Origin of the sequence: Mucilaginibacter inviolabilis (assembly GCF_011089895.1) — a bacterium.
In the GTDB taxonomy this organism is placed as follows: domain Bacteria; phylum Bacteroidota; class Bacteroidia; order Sphingobacteriales; family Sphingobacteriaceae; genus Mucilaginibacter; species Mucilaginibacter inviolabilis.
Window position 1 is genome coordinate 1,136,897 of record NZ_JAANAT010000001.1, and the last position, 15,502, is coordinate 1,152,398.

Annotated in this window: 14 protein-coding genes; 6 read left to right on the plus strand and 8 right to left on the minus strand. The window is 41.5% G+C overall.

The window, feature by feature from the left end; translation table 11 throughout:
- The first annotated feature begins 9 nt into the window (after window positions 1-9).
- Complete coding sequence (locus G7092_RS04545; protein WP_166086643.1) at window positions 10-891, plus strand: bifunctional 5,10-methylenetetrahydrofolate dehydrogenase/5,10-methenyltetrahydrofolate cyclohydrolase; 882 nt, start codon at window positions 10-12, stop codon at window positions 889-891.
- 89 nt (window positions 892-980) lie between these two features.
- Here G7092_RS04545 and G7092_RS04550 read toward each other — a convergent pair whose 3' ends face one another.
- Genes G7092_RS04550 through G7092_RS04560 form a run of 4 tightly spaced genes read right to left on the minus strand, consistent with a single transcriptional unit; the run spans window position 981 to window position 3,765 of the window.
- The gene (locus G7092_RS04550) at window positions 981-2,012 is read right to left on the minus strand and encodes a cation:proton antiporter (protein ID WP_317169983.1); all 1,032 of its coding nucleotides are present in this window, start codon (window positions 2,010-2,012) and stop codon (window positions 981-983) included.
- Window positions 1,942-2,586: a cation:proton antiporter gene (locus G7092_RS30600; RefSeq protein WP_235953774.1), complete on the minus strand. Its 645-nt coding sequence runs from the start codon at window positions 2,584-2,586 to the stop codon at window positions 1,942-1,944. Before G7092_RS30600 ends, G7092_RS04550 begins: the two co-directional genes overlap by 71 nt.
- A gap of 42 nt (window positions 2,587-2,628) precedes the next feature.
- Window positions 2,629-2,961, minus strand: a complete 333-nt coding sequence (locus tag G7092_RS04555; protein WP_166086645.1) for a Rieske (2Fe-2S) protein — start codon at window positions 2,959-2,961, stop codon at window positions 2,629-2,631.
- A 39-nt stretch (window positions 2,962-3,000) separates the two neighbouring features.
- Window positions 3,001-3,765: a hypothetical protein gene (locus G7092_RS04560; RefSeq protein WP_166086647.1), complete on the minus strand. Its 765-nt coding sequence runs from the start codon at window positions 3,763-3,765 to the stop codon at window positions 3,001-3,003.
- Window positions 3,766-3,962: 197 nt separating this feature from the next.
- Here G7092_RS04560 and G7092_RS04565 point away from each other — a divergent pair, with 197 nt between their 5' ends.
- Window positions 3,963-4,586, plus strand: coding sequence for a 7-carboxy-7-deazaguanine synthase QueE (locus tag G7092_RS04565; RefSeq protein ID WP_166086649.1), 624 nt, complete (start codon window positions 3,963-3,965; stop codon window positions 4,584-4,586).
- A 39-nt stretch (window positions 4,587-4,625) separates the two neighbouring features.
- The gene (locus tag G7092_RS04570; RefSeq protein WP_166086651.1) at window positions 4,626-6,527 is read left to right on the plus strand and encodes an OmpA family protein; all 1,902 of its coding nucleotides are present in this window, start codon (window positions 4,626-4,628) and stop codon (window positions 6,525-6,527) included.
- 102 nt (window positions 6,528-6,629) lie between these two features.
- Here the strand turns inward: G7092_RS04570 and recQ are convergent, their stop codons facing one another.
- Entirely contained in the window at window positions 6,630-8,825 is a 2,196-nt protein-coding gene (recQ, locus tag G7092_RS04575) for a DNA helicase RecQ (protein WP_202985217.1), read from the minus strand.
- A gap of 243 nt (window positions 8,826-9,068) precedes the next feature.
- Here recQ and G7092_RS04580 point away from each other — a divergent pair, with 243 nt between their 5' ends.
- A complete protein-coding gene (locus tag G7092_RS04580; RefSeq protein WP_166086653.1) occupies window positions 9,069-10,154 on the plus strand; it encodes a mannose-1-phosphate guanylyltransferase in 1,086 nt (361 codons plus the stop codon).
- Between the two features lie 114 nt (window positions 10,155-10,268).
- Here G7092_RS04580 and rlmB read toward each other — a convergent pair whose 3' ends face one another.
- A complete protein-coding gene (rlmB, locus tag G7092_RS04585) occupies window positions 10,269-11,054 on the minus strand; it encodes a 23S rRNA (guanosine(2251)-2'-O)-methyltransferase RlmB (protein WP_166086655.1) in 786 nt (261 codons plus the stop codon).
- Between the two features lie 308 nt (window positions 11,055-11,362).
- Here rlmB and dnaB point away from each other — a divergent pair, with 308 nt between their 5' ends.
- Window positions 11,363-12,928, plus strand: coding sequence for a replicative DNA helicase (dnaB, locus tag G7092_RS04590; RefSeq protein WP_166086657.1), 1,566 nt, complete (start codon window positions 11,363-11,365; stop codon window positions 12,926-12,928).
- Between the two features lie 145 nt (window positions 12,929-13,073).
- On the opposite strand, the gene chrA is transcribed toward dnaB, so the two are convergent.
- Both chrA and G7092_RS04600 read right to left on the minus strand, forming a co-directional pair.
- On the minus strand, window positions 13,074-14,273 hold the full coding sequence (gene chrA, locus G7092_RS04595; protein WP_166086659.1) for a chromate efflux transporter: 1,200 nt from the start codon (window positions 14,271-14,273) through the stop codon (window positions 13,074-13,076).
- Window positions 14,274-14,371: 98 nt separating this feature from the next.
- Window positions 14,372-14,713, minus strand: coding sequence for a tetratricopeptide repeat protein (locus G7092_RS04600; protein WP_090467754.1), 342 nt, complete (start codon window positions 14,711-14,713; stop codon window positions 14,372-14,374).
- 45 nt (window positions 14,714-14,758) lie between these two features.
- On the opposite strand from G7092_RS04600, the gene G7092_RS04605 reads away from it, so the two are divergent.
- On the plus strand, window positions 14,759-15,496 hold the full coding sequence (locus G7092_RS04605) for an electron transfer flavoprotein subunit beta/FixA family protein (RefSeq protein WP_166090889.1): 738 nt from the start codon (window positions 14,759-14,761) through the stop codon (window positions 15,494-15,496).
- The last annotated feature ends 6 nt before the right edge of the window (window positions 15,497-15,502 follow it).

Sequence of the window (15,502 nt, forward strand, 5' to 3'; positions counted from 1 at the left end):
AATATTTGTATGCAATTATTGGACGGAAAATACGTATCAGAAAAACTCAAGGTTGAAATAGCCGAAGAAGCGGCTAAAATATTACAAAGAACTGGCCGTCAGCCGCATTTGGTGGCGGTGTTGGTTGGTCATGATGGTGGCAGCGAAACTTATGTGGCCAGCAAAATGAAAAACTGCGAAAAGGTAGGTTTTAAATCAACCCTGGTACGTTATGAGGATGATGTAACCGAAGAAGAACTGTTAAAGAAAGTAGAGGAACTGAATGCCGATGCCGATATTGATGGTATCATTGTGCAGCTTCCCCTACCCAAACATATCGACCCGGAGAAAGTAACCGAACGCATTGATCATCGTAAAGATGTGGATGGTTTTCACCCGGTAAACCTGGGCCGTATGCAGCGTAATTTACCTTCGTTTATACCGGCTACGCCTTATGGCATCACCTTGATGCTGAAAGAATATGGTATTGATACGGTAGGTAAACATTGTGTAGTTGTTGGTCGCAGTAATATTGTAGGTTCGCCTATGAGCATTTTAATGGCTCGCAATACTACGCCGGGTAACTGTACAGTTACCATATGTCACAGTCGCACCCCCGATATTAAAAGCATTACCTTGCAGGCCGATATTTTGATTGTAGCTATTGGCAAAAAGAATTTTATTACTGCCGATATGGTAAAAGATGGTGTAGTAGTAGTTGATGTGGGTATGAACCGCGAAACGTCTGCCCTAACCAAATCAGGTTACAAACTATACGGCGACGTTGACTTTGAAAACGTAGCTCCAAAATCATCATGGATAACCCCGGTACCGGGTGGTGTTGGTTTAATGACCATTATAGGTTTGCTTAAAAATACCCTGGCTTCGGCTAATAAAGAGGTTTATCAATAGATTGGTTGATTAAGTGAGCAGTTGATTGTGTTGTATTAAGTTAGAACCCATTTAACACATTCAACTACTCACTTAGTACAACTCTCCCCTTACTTACCAAATATTTTCATCTCAGCTAAATCAATCTGCATAGCCTGCCTGCGAATAGCTTCATCGCTGAAGCCTTTCTCTTTCCGTATCAGATACAACTCTTTACGCTGATGTTGATAAATGTCTTTCAGCGCTTTTCGATAAACATCCCTTTGTGTTTGGTGGGTATTTCCATGCTCTAGTGATTGCAGGCGTGCAGCGGCATGTTGAGCATTATTTTGCAGCTCGGTTTTAAATACCTGCAATAGATGATTGTTCTCTATTTCATCAAAATAATGTTCATCAAGTCTTTTTAGCGCCACTTCTGTCAGCCTGATCTTGATAGTCATTTCCTGCTGATCCTCAGGTACCGTCGGATCCGTGTCTTTTATATTCATTAATTTAACCAGAATTGGTAACGTAAATCCCTGAAATACTAAGGTTACCAGTATCACCACAAATGTGATAAAAATGATGAGGTTACGATGAGGGAATGCTTGCCCTGCATGGATCATCAATGGTAGGGAAAGTGCCGCTGCCAGCGAAACCACACCGCGCATACCTGCCCAGCCTACAATAAACGAGTTTTTCCATCCGGGATTAGGTTCTGTGGTGCGGATACTTTTAAACAGCCAGCGCGGTACGTAGGTTCCGGGGTAGATCCAAATGAGTCTGATCAAAATAACCACCACGCTGATGATAATACCATATCGCCAGGCTTCGGCAAGTGAATAGCCATCCAGACCTTTTATAATGGTTGGCAGCTCCAAGCCAATGAGTATAAAAACCAATCCATTAAGAATCAGAACCAGGGTTGACCAAACATTGGTGGTTTGCATACGGCTTTGCCCATCGGCAAATATTTCGTGCGACCGGTACGAAAGAAACAACCCTCCGCTTACCACCGCCATAATACCAGAGTAATGAAACTGTTCGGCCGCCAGATACATAAAATAGGGTGACATCAACGTCAGCGCCGAATCAATATTGGCTGTAGTTGGTAAAAAACGATGAATAACATACATCACATGGGCTACAGCTAAACCGATCACTATCCCCCATAAACGTAACCACAAAAAACTCCGAAACTGCCTGATGAAGGGTGAAGTGCCCTGTAATTACAGCAGCTAAAGCAAAACGCAATACAATTAAACTTGAAGCATCGTTAACCAGGCTCTCACCTTCCAATATGGTGGTTATCCTCTTGGGTATCTTAATGTTTTTTAAAACCGAAGTGGCAGCAACCGCATCAGGGGGCGATATAATACCACCCAATAAAAAACCCATCGGTAGAGTAAATCCCGGTATAATAGCTGTAGCCAAAAAGGCTATGATTGTTGAAGTGAAAATGACTAGTCCAAATGCCAGCAAGCTTATTGGTCGTTTCCATTTCCAGAAATCGTTCCATGAAGTATACCAGGCAGCCTCGTATAGCAACGGTGGTAAAAATATCAGGAATATCAGGTCGGGATCAATAGTAATGATGGGGATTCTGGGTATATAGCTAATAACCAGGCCGGCCAAAACCAAAAATATAGGATAGGCTATATTGAGCTTTTTTGCCAGCATAATGAGCATAAAAGCAGCAAATAATAATATCAGAAATTGCAAGAGGGCGTAATGCATAGCTAAAGATCAATAAAACTTTATGAAAAATTTGACCGGATTTTACTTTCCACTTAACCTATCCCAAAAAGACTTTATGCCTACATAAATATCATCATTCCTGATATCAACCGGATAAGTAGTCACAAAATCGTTCTGACCCTCTCCTCCTTTACCTGTTTCCAGGTTGTAGGTATACCGGTGATACGGGCACACGATTTTGCCTTTTACACACAAACCCTCGCTCAGATCGGCCCCGGCATGCGGGCAAATAGATGAAAGTGCATATATCTGTCCTTCAAAACCAACCAGGCAAATACTTTTACCTCCGGCTCTTACTTTGGTGATAAATGGCTTATTGGTGTTTTCAATACCGGGTATCTTATACCACTTCATGAAATATACTATGTTGAGCTGTAAAAGTAATGATTGGTTTTAAAAGTCGATTTTTAGGTTCATTACTGATGGGTTTTTGATCACCTCATCCATACTGGTAACCAATGTTACACTGCGTCTGTCGGCAGAAAGTACAGCCTTGGGGTTGTTTAATTTTTTAACAGGCTTGGCAAACTTCAGGATTACTTTATAAGGCATATCTATCAGCATGGCTTTAGCCATCATAAAGGTTGATTGGGTTTTCTTTAAAAAGGCATTGAATTTTACCTTATCTATGATGCGATAAAATTTGTGTGGGGTAATATCATACGAGTAGTAATCCTGACCGGCTACCATTTGGCGGGCGTCAAAGCTTTTGCTGGCTTTATCGGCACTGGAAAATGCATTGATACGACTGTTGAGGGCTATCTTTGAAAGATTTTGAAGGTAGTATTGTAAATCGGCAGCGTTTTTGGCCACGTGGGTGATATTTACTTTCATGATACTTTTTTTCAGATTCATGTTAATGGAAAGATCACTGGTTTTGGCCATATCGGCTTCTTCGATACTCATTTTTTGCTGGGTGCTATCAGGCATCGCGCTGTAAAAATTCAGTGTGGTATCCTTAACTAAGCTAAACTGAGGTGTTTCCTTTACCGAGTCTGACATCAGGTTTACCAATACCGATACTGCCTTGCTCATATCAAAACCATAAACAACATTACAACTGCCATCGGCTTTAAAATCGTATTGTTCTTCAATGTCTACACAGGAGCTCAAACATAAAATGGCCAGAAAAATTAGGGGTAGGTAGAATTTTTTCATTGGCTGATGGTTTTAGGTTTACAAGGTTTTCATATCAGTTAAGTTAACTCAGTATTAATTCGACACTGGGTATTAAAATTGAAGTAATAATAAATATTATTAATCGTAATAAAAAGAACAAATAGCTAAAACGTTTACGCAGTGTTTACTATTCCCCCTTACGCTTTCGGTATAAAATAGGTAACTTTGCAAAAATTATGGCACACCAGATTCCAGACGATGGCACGCTGCTCCCCTTGATGGAGGAGTTTTATACGATACAAGGCGAAGGATACAACACAGGTAAAGCGGCTTATTTTATACGGCTGGGCGGTTGTGATGTAGGCTGCCATTGGTGCGATGTTAAAGAGAGTTGGGATGCCGAATTGCATCCGTTGACGGCTGCCGATCAGATAGTGGCCAATGCCTCTGTTCATCCCTCAAAAGCTGTTGTGGTTACCGGCGGAGAGCCCTTGATTTACAATTTGGATTATCTGACCAGTCATTTACATGAAAAGGGTATCAAAACCTTTATAGAAACGTCAGGGGCCTATCCGCTTTCGGGCGATTGGGACTGGATCTGTCTTTCACCAAAAAAATTCAAGGCACCTATGCCACACGTGGCCGAAAGTGCCCACGAACTAAAAGTAATTGTGTTTAATAAATCGGATTTTGAATGGGCCGAGTATCACGCCAAAATGGTATCGCCCGATTGTAAGTTATATCTACAGCCCGAATGGTCAAAATCAAAAGAAATGACCCCACTTATTGTTGATTATGTGATGAACAACCCGCAATGGGAAATATCGTTGCAAACGCATAAATATTTGAATATTCCTTAATATTTGTAACTTACGGTAACATTTATCGTATCAAAACAGATGAAGATTGTAATCATCCTGATTTTATCAATTTTTCTTCCTGTTATTGCTTTAGCTCAGCAAAACCAATATACTACCACCAAAAAGGAAGCTATAAAATATTTTGCGGCTGCCAATCAAAATCTCGATGACCATTTATATGATGAGGCAATTGCCAATCTTCAAAAGGCTATAAATGAAGATCAGAAATTTGTAGAAGCCCACGCACAGCTTGCCGACGTGTTCCGGTTAAGACATTTATATAAGCAAGCCATTGAGGAATACTTGAAGGTTATTGTGCTCAATCCTGATTTTAACCGCTCTGTATATCTTAAAATTGGAGAAGCTGAAATAACTGAAGCAAAATACACTCAGGCTCAACAGCATCTGGAGAAATATTTAACTTATCCCGATATCACACCAGCCAATAAACTATACGCACAAAAACTTATTGCTGATGCCAAGTTCAGTATTCAGGCTATACAGCATCCGGTAGCATTTAAACCCGTGAACATAGGCCCCGAAATAAATACCGCTAATGACGAATATCTGCCGGTTGCCACCGCCGATCAGGCCTTATTGATATTTACCCGAAAAATTAACAATAACGAAGATTTTTATAAAAGTGCCAACATCAATGGGAAGTGGCAAACAGCCACTTATCTGAGCGATCAGATCAATACAGCACAATATAACGAAGGGGCGCAGTCTATTTCGCAGGACGGTAAGTATTTGTTTTTTACAGGTTGTAACCGCCCCGATGGGTTGGGCAGGTGCGATATTTACATTGCTCAAAAAAAAGGTGACGATTGGGGTAAACCTGTTGACCTGAGTCCACCGGTCAACACCTCTGGATGGGAATCGCAACCATCCATTAGTGCAGATGGGCGCACGCTTTATTTTGTAAGTAACCGTGCTGGTGGCTACGGCGGCTATGACATATGGAAATCAACCTTGAGCAATAAGGGCTGGGGACCTGCAGAAAATCTTGGACCCAATATTAATACGGCTTATAATGAGCAATCCCCTTTTATTCATGCTGATGACAGTACGCTTTATTTTAGTTCCAACGGATGGCCTGGCTTGGGCAATAAAGATCTTTTTGTGAGTCGGTTAGGTAAGGATGGTAAATGGCAAAAACCCGAAAATCTGGGTTACCCTATTAACTCCAATGGTGATGAAAACGGACTAACCTTAACGGCAAACGGCAATATTGCTTTTTTTGCATCAGATAACCTCAACGGTTATGGCGGGTATGATATTTATACTTTTGAGCTGCCCGTCAATGTAAGGCCGCATGTGGTAACTTATGTAAAAGGTAATGTACATGATGCAAAGAGTAATCATCCACTGGAGGCAGCCGTGGAGATCATAGATCTGCAAAGCAATCAGCCGGTTTACCAGGATTATAGCAGTGATGATGAAGGCAGCTTTTTGGCTACTATTACGTCCGGTAAAAATTACGGCTTAAATATCTCCAAGAGTGGTTATATGTTTTATTCAGAAAACTTTTCGTTGATAGGATATCAAGCAAAGAATCCGTTTAATATTTCTGTTTCCCTATCCCCTATTGATGTGGGCAATAAAGTGATCCTGAAGAATATTTTTTTCGATACCAATAAATTCGACCTGGAATCAGAATCAAAGGCTGAGTTGATGAAACTGATTGAATTTTTAACCGTAAACCCCGCGGTACATATTGAAATATCTGGCCATACAGATGATGTTGGGCCCGATCAGATCAATCAAACCCTTTCCGAAAACCGGGCCAAATCGGTATATCAATATTTAATTACTAATGGCATTGCAGCTACCCGCCTGGTTTACAAAGGCTATGGCAAAACCCAGCCAATTGCACCTAATGATACTGACGACAATAGAGCAAAAAACCGCCGTACAGAGTTTAAGATCATTTCCAAATGAAAAGAAATTAATTATAACTGATCTCTAATTAATTTCCGCTGTGGTGTAAAATAAAAAAAGCTTTTAGCAACACACTAAAAGCTTTTTTTATTTTGGATGTTTTTAATTCCCCATTTCGGATATAAACTTGATGCGCATTAATTGTACCTCTTCGCGGGTATAATCATCGCCTCCTAGTTCGGCTAAAGCATCATCAATAGAATCAACTTCGGCGGTGCGGAAGTAATCAAATACTTCTTCCTGTTTATCTTCGTCTATAACTTCGTCAATATAGTAGTTCAGGTTAAGTTTTGTACCTGAGTTCACTATAGTTTCCACCTCCTTCAATATCTCTTCGTAGGTAAGCCCTTTGGAGGCTGCTATGTCATCCAGGTTCAAATGGCGATCAATGTTTTGAATAATAAAAACCTTAAGTGCCGATTTATTAGCTGCGCTCTTGATCACCATATCAACCGGACGGTCGATATCATTATCCTCCACGTACTTTTGTATCAGATCGGTAAAAGGTTTACCAAACTTCAGCGCCTTGCCCGCGCCTACTCCCGAAATCTGTTTCAGCTCCTCGGTAGTGATTGGGTAATGCGTACACATCTCCTCTAATGATGGATCCTGGAATATCACAAATGGAGGTAAACCCTTTTGTTTGGCCAGTTTTTTACGCAGCTCTTTCAGCATTTGCAATAACTGGGTATCTAATGCACCCCCGCCTTGTTTAGGGCCGTCTGCATCATCATCATCATCCGTAGCTTCCATCATCTTATTCAGGATAAAGCGAACGCTGTGCGGGTTGTCGATAAAACTATTGCCTGTTTTGGTTAACCGGAGTAAACCATACTGGTCAATATCTTTAGAAAGATAATTATTAAGCAAAGCCTGCCTTAACAGCGAGTTCCAAAGGTTTTCACCCTGCTCCTTGCCCGATCCATAATAATCAAGCGCATCATGTTCATAATTTTTGATTTGAGCATTTTCTACTCCCATCAATATGCTGATGATATGCTGATCGTCAAATTTTTCACCAATATGTCTGATCAGGCTTAAGGCCTTGTGTAAATGCTCCTCGCCATCAAAATGTTCTTTATGACCGCAGCAATTATCGCACATGTTATTGCAGCCTGCCTCATTGAAGTTTTCACCAAAATAATGCAGCAGTTGTTTACGACGGCATACGGATGATTCGCAATAATCAATTACCTCTTTTAATATCTGGGTGCCAATTTCCCGTTCAGAAACCGGCTTATCCTTCATGAATTTCTGAAGCTTATCAATGTCTTTTTCAGAATAAAAGGCAACACAAACCCCTTCGCCACCATCGCGACCAGCTCTGCCGGTTTCCTGGTAATAACCTTCCATGCTTTTGGGCACATCATGGTGTATCACATAACGCACATCCGGTTTGTCAATACCCATACCAAAGGCAATCGTAGCTACAATTACTTCTACATCTTCCATCAGGAATTTGTCTTGTGTATCGGCACGTACTTTGGGATCCAGGCCGGCATGATATGGTAAAGCTCTAACACCATTCAGGTTAAGCGCTTCTGCAACTTCTTCCACCTTTTTACGGCTAAGGCAATAGATGATACCCGATTTGCCCTGGTTCTGCTTTACAAACTTTACGATTTCTTTGATCACATTGCGTTTGGCACGAACTTCATAAAACAGGTTAGACCGGTTAAATGACGATTTATATACCGTGGCATTGTTCATTTGCAGGTTTTTCTGTATATCCTGCTGAACTTTTGGGGTAGCTGTGGCTGTTAAAGCGATGATTGGAATGTTTTCACCGATATTACTGATTACCTGGCGTATTTTGCGATACTCAGGTCTGAAATCATGCCCCCATTCAGATATACAGTGCGCCTCGTCAACTGCTACAAATGACACATGATTGAGTTTTAAGAAATCGATGTTCTCCTGTTTGGTTAGTGATTCGGGAGCAACGTATAAAAGTTTGGTTTTTCCGGCCAGAACGTCTTCCTTAACCCGGCCTATATCTGATTTGGTAAGTGATGAGTTTAAAAAGTGAGCTATACTGTCTGAACCTCCAAAAGCCCTTAACTGATCTACCTGATTTTTCATCAGGGCTATGAGTGGTGAAATTACTATAGCAGTGCCTTCGCTCATAAGTGCCGGCAACTGGTAACACATGGATTTGCCACCACCGGTAGGCATAATCACAAAGGTATCATTACCCGCCAGTATGTTAGTTATAATCGCTTCCTGCTCCCCCTTAAAGTTGTCGAATCCGAAAAAATTCTGGAGATTATCAAATAGCGACCTCTTAGTTTCTATCATTGTTTAACGTGCTCTTGAATTGTATTTAAAAGTTTAAAGTAACAAAATTTAATGAATAAACGATGGATTTACTTTTAAATTTTATACAAATATGATTATTAAATGAAAAACAATTTGTTCATTTAGCGCATTTAAATTGCGGACAATTTAGCTATCCAATTATTTAGTTTTATTTCATACATATTTAACAGATTATTGTACACTTTTGCGCTGGCTACGCCAAATAAAAACTCTTTTTACCACATGAATAAAAACAATTATGCGATCATCATGGCAGGCGGCATCGGGAGCCGTTTCTGGCCAATAAGCCGTTCATCGCATCCCAAACAATTTATAGATATCCTGGGAACAGGCAAAACGCTGATCCAAAACACTTACGAGCGTTTTCTGAAAATATGCCCCAAAGAAAACATTTATGTAGTAACCAATGAGAATTACACCAAACTGGTAAAACAGCAGCTGCCGGATATGGCCGATAGCCAGATCCTGACAGAGCCGGTAATGCGTAATACAGCGCCTTGTGTGGCTTATGGCTGCTTCAAGATCGAAAACCTGAACCCGGAGGCAGTTATCGTGGTAGCGCCATCAGATCAGCAGATCCTGGATGAGGAAGCCTTTGTGACTGCCATCGAGAAATCACTGCAAACAGCAGCATCAACCGATAGTTTAATTACCCTGGGCATCAAACCATCCAGACCCGATACAGGCTATGGCTATATCCAGTATACCGACCAGGCTATTGACCATGATTTTCATAAGGTAAAAACATTTACCGAGAAACCCACGCTGGAGATAGCCAAAACCTTTATCCAGAGCGGTGATTTTTTATGGAACGCGGGCATCTTTGTATGGTCGGCCAAGGCCATTGTTAAGGCTTTCGGTCGTCATTTACCCGAGATGCATGAGATCTTTGCCGAAGCACGACCGGTGTATAATACCGAAGAAGAAAAGAGCTATGTACATAAAGCCTATCAGCAATGCATCAATATCTCGATCGATTACGGGATCATGGAAAAGGCAGATAACGTGTATGTGCTGCCATCGGCTTTTGGCTGGAGCGACCTGGGTACCTGGGCTTCGATCTATGATCTGGCCGAGAAAGATTATGTAGGCAACGTGGTGATCCCGTCAGAAAAGGTGATCATGTATGATTCCTCGAACTGTATGGTGAATGTACCGGGCGAGAAATTGGTGATACTGCAGGGTTTGCATGATTTTATCGTGGTAGAATCCAACAACACGTTGCTGATCTGTCCGCGAGATCAGGAACAAAATGTAAAACAAGTAGTGGCTGATGTAAAAGCTAAATTCGGGGCCAAGTATATTTAGCCCCCAACCCCCTAAAGGGGAGCTTTTGAAAATCTTATTTAAAAAAACAAAGCCCAGTTTAGAAATAAACTAGGCTTTGTTTTTTATGTATGAGTTAGAGAGAATTCAAGCACATCAAGAGACTTCCCCTTTAGAGGGCTGGGCGGATCTCTGTCTTATAGCCTCGTACAATATCACGCCGGTTGATACGGATACGTTAAGGGATTCGATCTCACCGAACATCGGGATCTTGGCCAGATGATCTGATATGCGAATAATCTCGTTACGGATACCGTCTTCTTCCGATCCCATAATAATGGCTGTTGGGGCGGTATAATCGGGCGAGTAAATATCTTCTTTTGTTTTTTCGGTACAGCAAACCAGCTGCAAGCCTGATTCCTGTAAAAATCTTACTGTTTGCATAAAATTATCGTGGCGGCAAACCGGTATTTTATATAAAGCACCGGCAGAGGTTTTAATAGCATCAGGGTTAATTTGTGCCGAGCCTTTTGCCGGGATAACAATAGCGTGTACACCTGCACACTCGGCAGTACGGGCAATAGCGCCCATATTACGTACATCGGTAATAGAATCTAAAACAAGTATCAGCGGCACCTCCCCTTTTTCAAATACTTCCGGGATAATATTTTCGATTTTTTGATAGGTTATAGGCGAAATAAAAGCCACGGCCCCCTGATGATTTTTAGGAGTAAGGCGGTTTAGTTTTTCAACAGGCACCTGCTGTGCGGTAATGTTATATTCTGTAAGCAAAGCCTTTAGCTCGTGCGATAGGCCACCAGCAGCTCCTCTCTGAATATATAATGCTTCAATTTCTTTGCCCGAAGTGATAGCCTCCATGATCGCCCTGATACCAAAAACCATTTGGTTGCTTTCCCGCTGAGGTCTTGAATTAAATGCCATTTGTAATGATCTGTTTTTCTGCAAAAGTAGCTATATTAATTGATTAAGCACTTATTGAACTGATAACCCTTTTCGGTTTTTTAAAAGTATGGGGCGATAATAGTTAACATTATAAAACTTTATTAACATAGGTTTAAATGTTTGAAAATCAGGGTGAGTGATATTTTATTAGTAAGTTATCAACATAGGTGTGTTTATTAAAAAGCTTAAAATTATAACGCTGGATATGATTGTTTTAAAATCTCGATACACTATGTTGATTGAAATGTAGCTCCGCAAAAACATTTTTTGTATATTTTTGTCGCCTTATGAATTTTGAGAACGATAACCTACCGAGCAAGCCGAACACTAACGATCGCCGGAGCCGAATCACTACCCCGACACCGTATAGCGGACTGGGGAAACTTCCGCCCCAGGCTACTGATTTGGAAGAGGCTGTTTTAGGGGCGCTGATGTTGGAAAAAGATGCCCTTTCATCGGTTATCGATATTTTAAACCCTGAGGTTTTTTATCGGGACAATCATCAGAAAATATTTTCGGCCATAAAACAACTGTTTGAAAAATCTTCTCCGGTTGATATTCTTACAGTTACTGCCGAACTACGTAAACTTGGCGAACTGGAAATGATTGGCGGCGCCTATTACATTACCGAATTAACCAGTCGTGTAGCCTCGGCCGCAAATATTGAATTTCACGCCCGCATCATCATTCAAAAATACATCCAGCGTGAGCTGATCCGCATATCTACAGATGTTATTCAAAGTGCTTATGAAGACACATCTGATGTATTGGACTTGCTAGACAGAGCCGAGAAAAATCTTTTCGAAATAGCGCAGAATAACTTAAGACGCGATGCGCGTAAAATGGATGATCTGGTGCATGAGGCTTTAAGAGATATAGAAGCACTTAAAGATAAAAAAGACGGTTTGACCGGTGTAGCATCAGGCTTTACAGCGCTTGACCGGATGACTTCAGGCTGGCAAAAATCAGATTTGGTTATTATTGCTGCCCGTCCTGCGATGGGTAAAACGGCTTTCGTACTGAGTTGTGCCCGTAATGCCGCAGTTGATTTTGATAAACCGGTTGTTGTTTTCTCACTCGAGATGTCCTCTGTTCAGTTGGTTAACCGTTTAATATCCGGTGAAACCGAAATTGAGCAGGAAAAAATCCGTAAAGGAACTCTGGAAGAATGGGAATGGCAGCAGATTCACTCCAAAATTGGTCGCCTGGAGCAGGCTACCCTGATTATCGATGATACTCCTGCATTGAATATATTTGAATTCAGGGCCAAATGTCGCCGTTTAAAATCACAGCACGATATCCAGCTTATCATTATTGACTACTTACAGTTGATGCATGGTAAAGGTGAAGGCAAAGCTGGTGGTGGTAACCGTGAGCAGGAAATTGGTAGTATATCAAGAGCTTTAAAATCGGTAGCAAAAGAATTGAACGTGCCGGTGATTGCCCTGTCGCAATTAAGCCGTGCGGTTGAAACCAGGCCGGGTAACTCCAAAAGACCAATGCTATCGGATTTGCGTGAGTCTGGCTCTATTGAGCAGGATGCGGATATGGTATTATTCTTATACCGCCCGGAATACTATGGTTTAACAGAAGACGAAGATGGTAACCCAACCAATAACGTGGGTGAAGTAATTATAGCCAAACACCGTAATGGTGAAACTGGTACTGTACGATTGAAATTCGTAGGTAAATACGTGAAATTTGCCAACCTGGAAGAGAGCATGGACGGCTTCCCTCCTGCTGCCGGCAGTGCATTCTCAGGTCTGGCACCATCACAGGATTTTGAAAAACAAAGCAACTTTATTATCCGCCCATCACGAATGGATGATATTGATGATGAACCACCGTTTTAGCCCCCTAGCCCCCTGAAGGGGGAACTTTGGATATGCTAATTACAGATATCATAAAACAAAGCCCAATTCTTAAAAAAATTGGGCTTTGTTTTATATAAATAAAACGTAAGATCTTCAGAAGTTCCCCCTTCAGGGGGCTAGGGGGCTAAAAAAATATCCCCAGCAACACCCCGATGATGATAATTACCGGGGTTTTTATTTTGGTAAAGTGTAGCAGTAAAAAAGTGCCAGCCATAAGGCCATAAGCTATCCAGTTGCCACCAAACGGTCGTACCAGTAAGATAAAAGCTGTGGCCATAAAACCTACGGCTACTGCGCTGATCCCGCTTAATGAGTTTTTGATACGGGTTATTTTTTTGAGATCTTCCCAAAATGGTACGATAAACAGGATTAGAATAAGACCAGGGGTATTTACGCCGATAACCGCTACGATACTGCCAATGATCTGCCCGCCAATGCCGTATCCTTTATTGCCTAAAGTAATACCCCCTAAAAATGAAGTAAAGGAAAATGTAGGCCCGGGAAGAGCCTGTTGCAAGGCATAGCCAGAAAGGAACTCCGAATTACTGAGATAGTGTTTAACCTCTACAAACTCCGTATACATCAGTGGCACCATTACCTGCCCGCCACCAAATATTAATATACCATTACGGTAAAAATTCTCAAATAAGCGAATAGGTAAGCTAAATGGTGACGTTTGGTTAATAATAGCCCCCAAAACTGCAAATAGTAATAATATACCGATAAAATAAGCCACTTTATTTGGATTTACATTGGCGTATAACTTAACACGCAATTCGTTTTCCTGAGGCTGTGTTTCCAAGGCTGATGATATGATGCCCCCTAATAAAACCAAAAGAGGAAAGGCATAGGCATTTTGCAGAATAAGGGTGGCTATAAACGATGCGATTGCCAGCATGGTACTTACACGCGTTTTTAGGAACCTGTGAGCAAAGCTGTAAGTAGCATAGGCCACTATACCTACCGCCATAGGCTGTATATAGCTAATGATGTGGGCAAATTGAGCATGGTTAGCAAATATTTTATAGCTAATTGCAGCCATGGCCATGATAGCAGCCGAAGGTAATATCCATATCAGGAAGGTAATAAGGGCTAACCTTAGTCCCCCTACTTTCCAGGCTATCCCCACCAGTGTTTGGGTTGATGATGGCCCTGGTAACACTTGCGACAGCGCATTAAGCTCCATCAGTTCATCCTCGGTAATATAGTGTCTCTTCTCCACAAATTCCCGCAGTAAAACGGCTATATGCGCCTGTGGGCCGCCAAAAGCCGTAAACGTATAGATCAATACATCGCGAAGAAATAAAAGGTGACGGTTTTTCATTAATTAGTTAGTTCATAGTTGATGGTTCATTGTTCATAGTGATAAGTAAATGATATAGTACTAAGACCATGAACCATCAACTATGATCTATGAACTATTTAATAATCATCGTCGTCTTCTTCTATGCCTTTGGCCTGCCGGTAAACGGCCTGTAATTCCGAAAATGCGTGGTTATCGCGCTTCTGTTTGGCTATGGTCATGCCGTTTTCGTAGGTTGTTATGGCATCCGGTTTACGGTTCAGGGCCTCATATAGTTTACCTAAATGATAATAAGTGCCCACATATCCCGGATGATTTGTCACCAGATCCTCATAATAAGTCAATGCCTTATCTGCCTGATTCAGACGTAGATATTCGGTAGCGAGCGCATATTTTAAAAATTCGTCCTCCGGTTCATTCTTTATAAATTCTAATAGCTTATCCAATCTGCTCAACTCCATTTTAAACTCTATCTTTTTTAATTAAATTTGCAAAAACCTATTGATATGAAGATCCTGGTATGTGTAAGTAATGTTCCTGATACCACCACAAAAATAACCTTTACTGATAATAACACCCAATTTAATACAAATGGTGTTCAATTTATACTAAACCCTTATGATGAGATAGCGCTTTCGCGTGCTATTGAGTTAACCGATGGCGGTAAAGGGGAAGTAACGGTTATCAATGTTGGTGAAGTAAATACAGAGGCTACCATTCGTAAAGCGCTGGCTATTGGCGCTACAGACGCGATACGTATTAACGCCAAACCTCACGATGCCTGGTATGTAGCGTACCAGATAGCAGAGTATGTGAAAGCCAATCCGTTCGACCTTATTTTAACCGGCCGCGAATCTATTGATTACAATGGATCGAAAGTAGCTGGTATGCTCGGCGAGTTGCTCGATCTGCCTTCTGTATCTATCATTAAAAAACTGGATGCTGCTGATAAGGAGGCTACGGTTGAACGCGAAATTGAAGGCGGCAAAGAGCTCCTGACTATTCCCTACCCTTTTGTGGCCGGTACAGCAGAGGGTGTTGCCGAGCCCAAAATACCTAATATGCGGGGTATTATGTCGGCCCGCACCAAACCGTTAGCTGTTGTTGAACCGGTGGAGGTAAAAACGTATTCGGAAGTGCTTAGCTATGAAACACCGGCGCCTCGCGGACAAGTAAAACTGGTACCTGCTGATGAAACCGCCAAATTGGTGGAGCTTTTACATACCGAAGCGCGCGTTATTTAACTCATT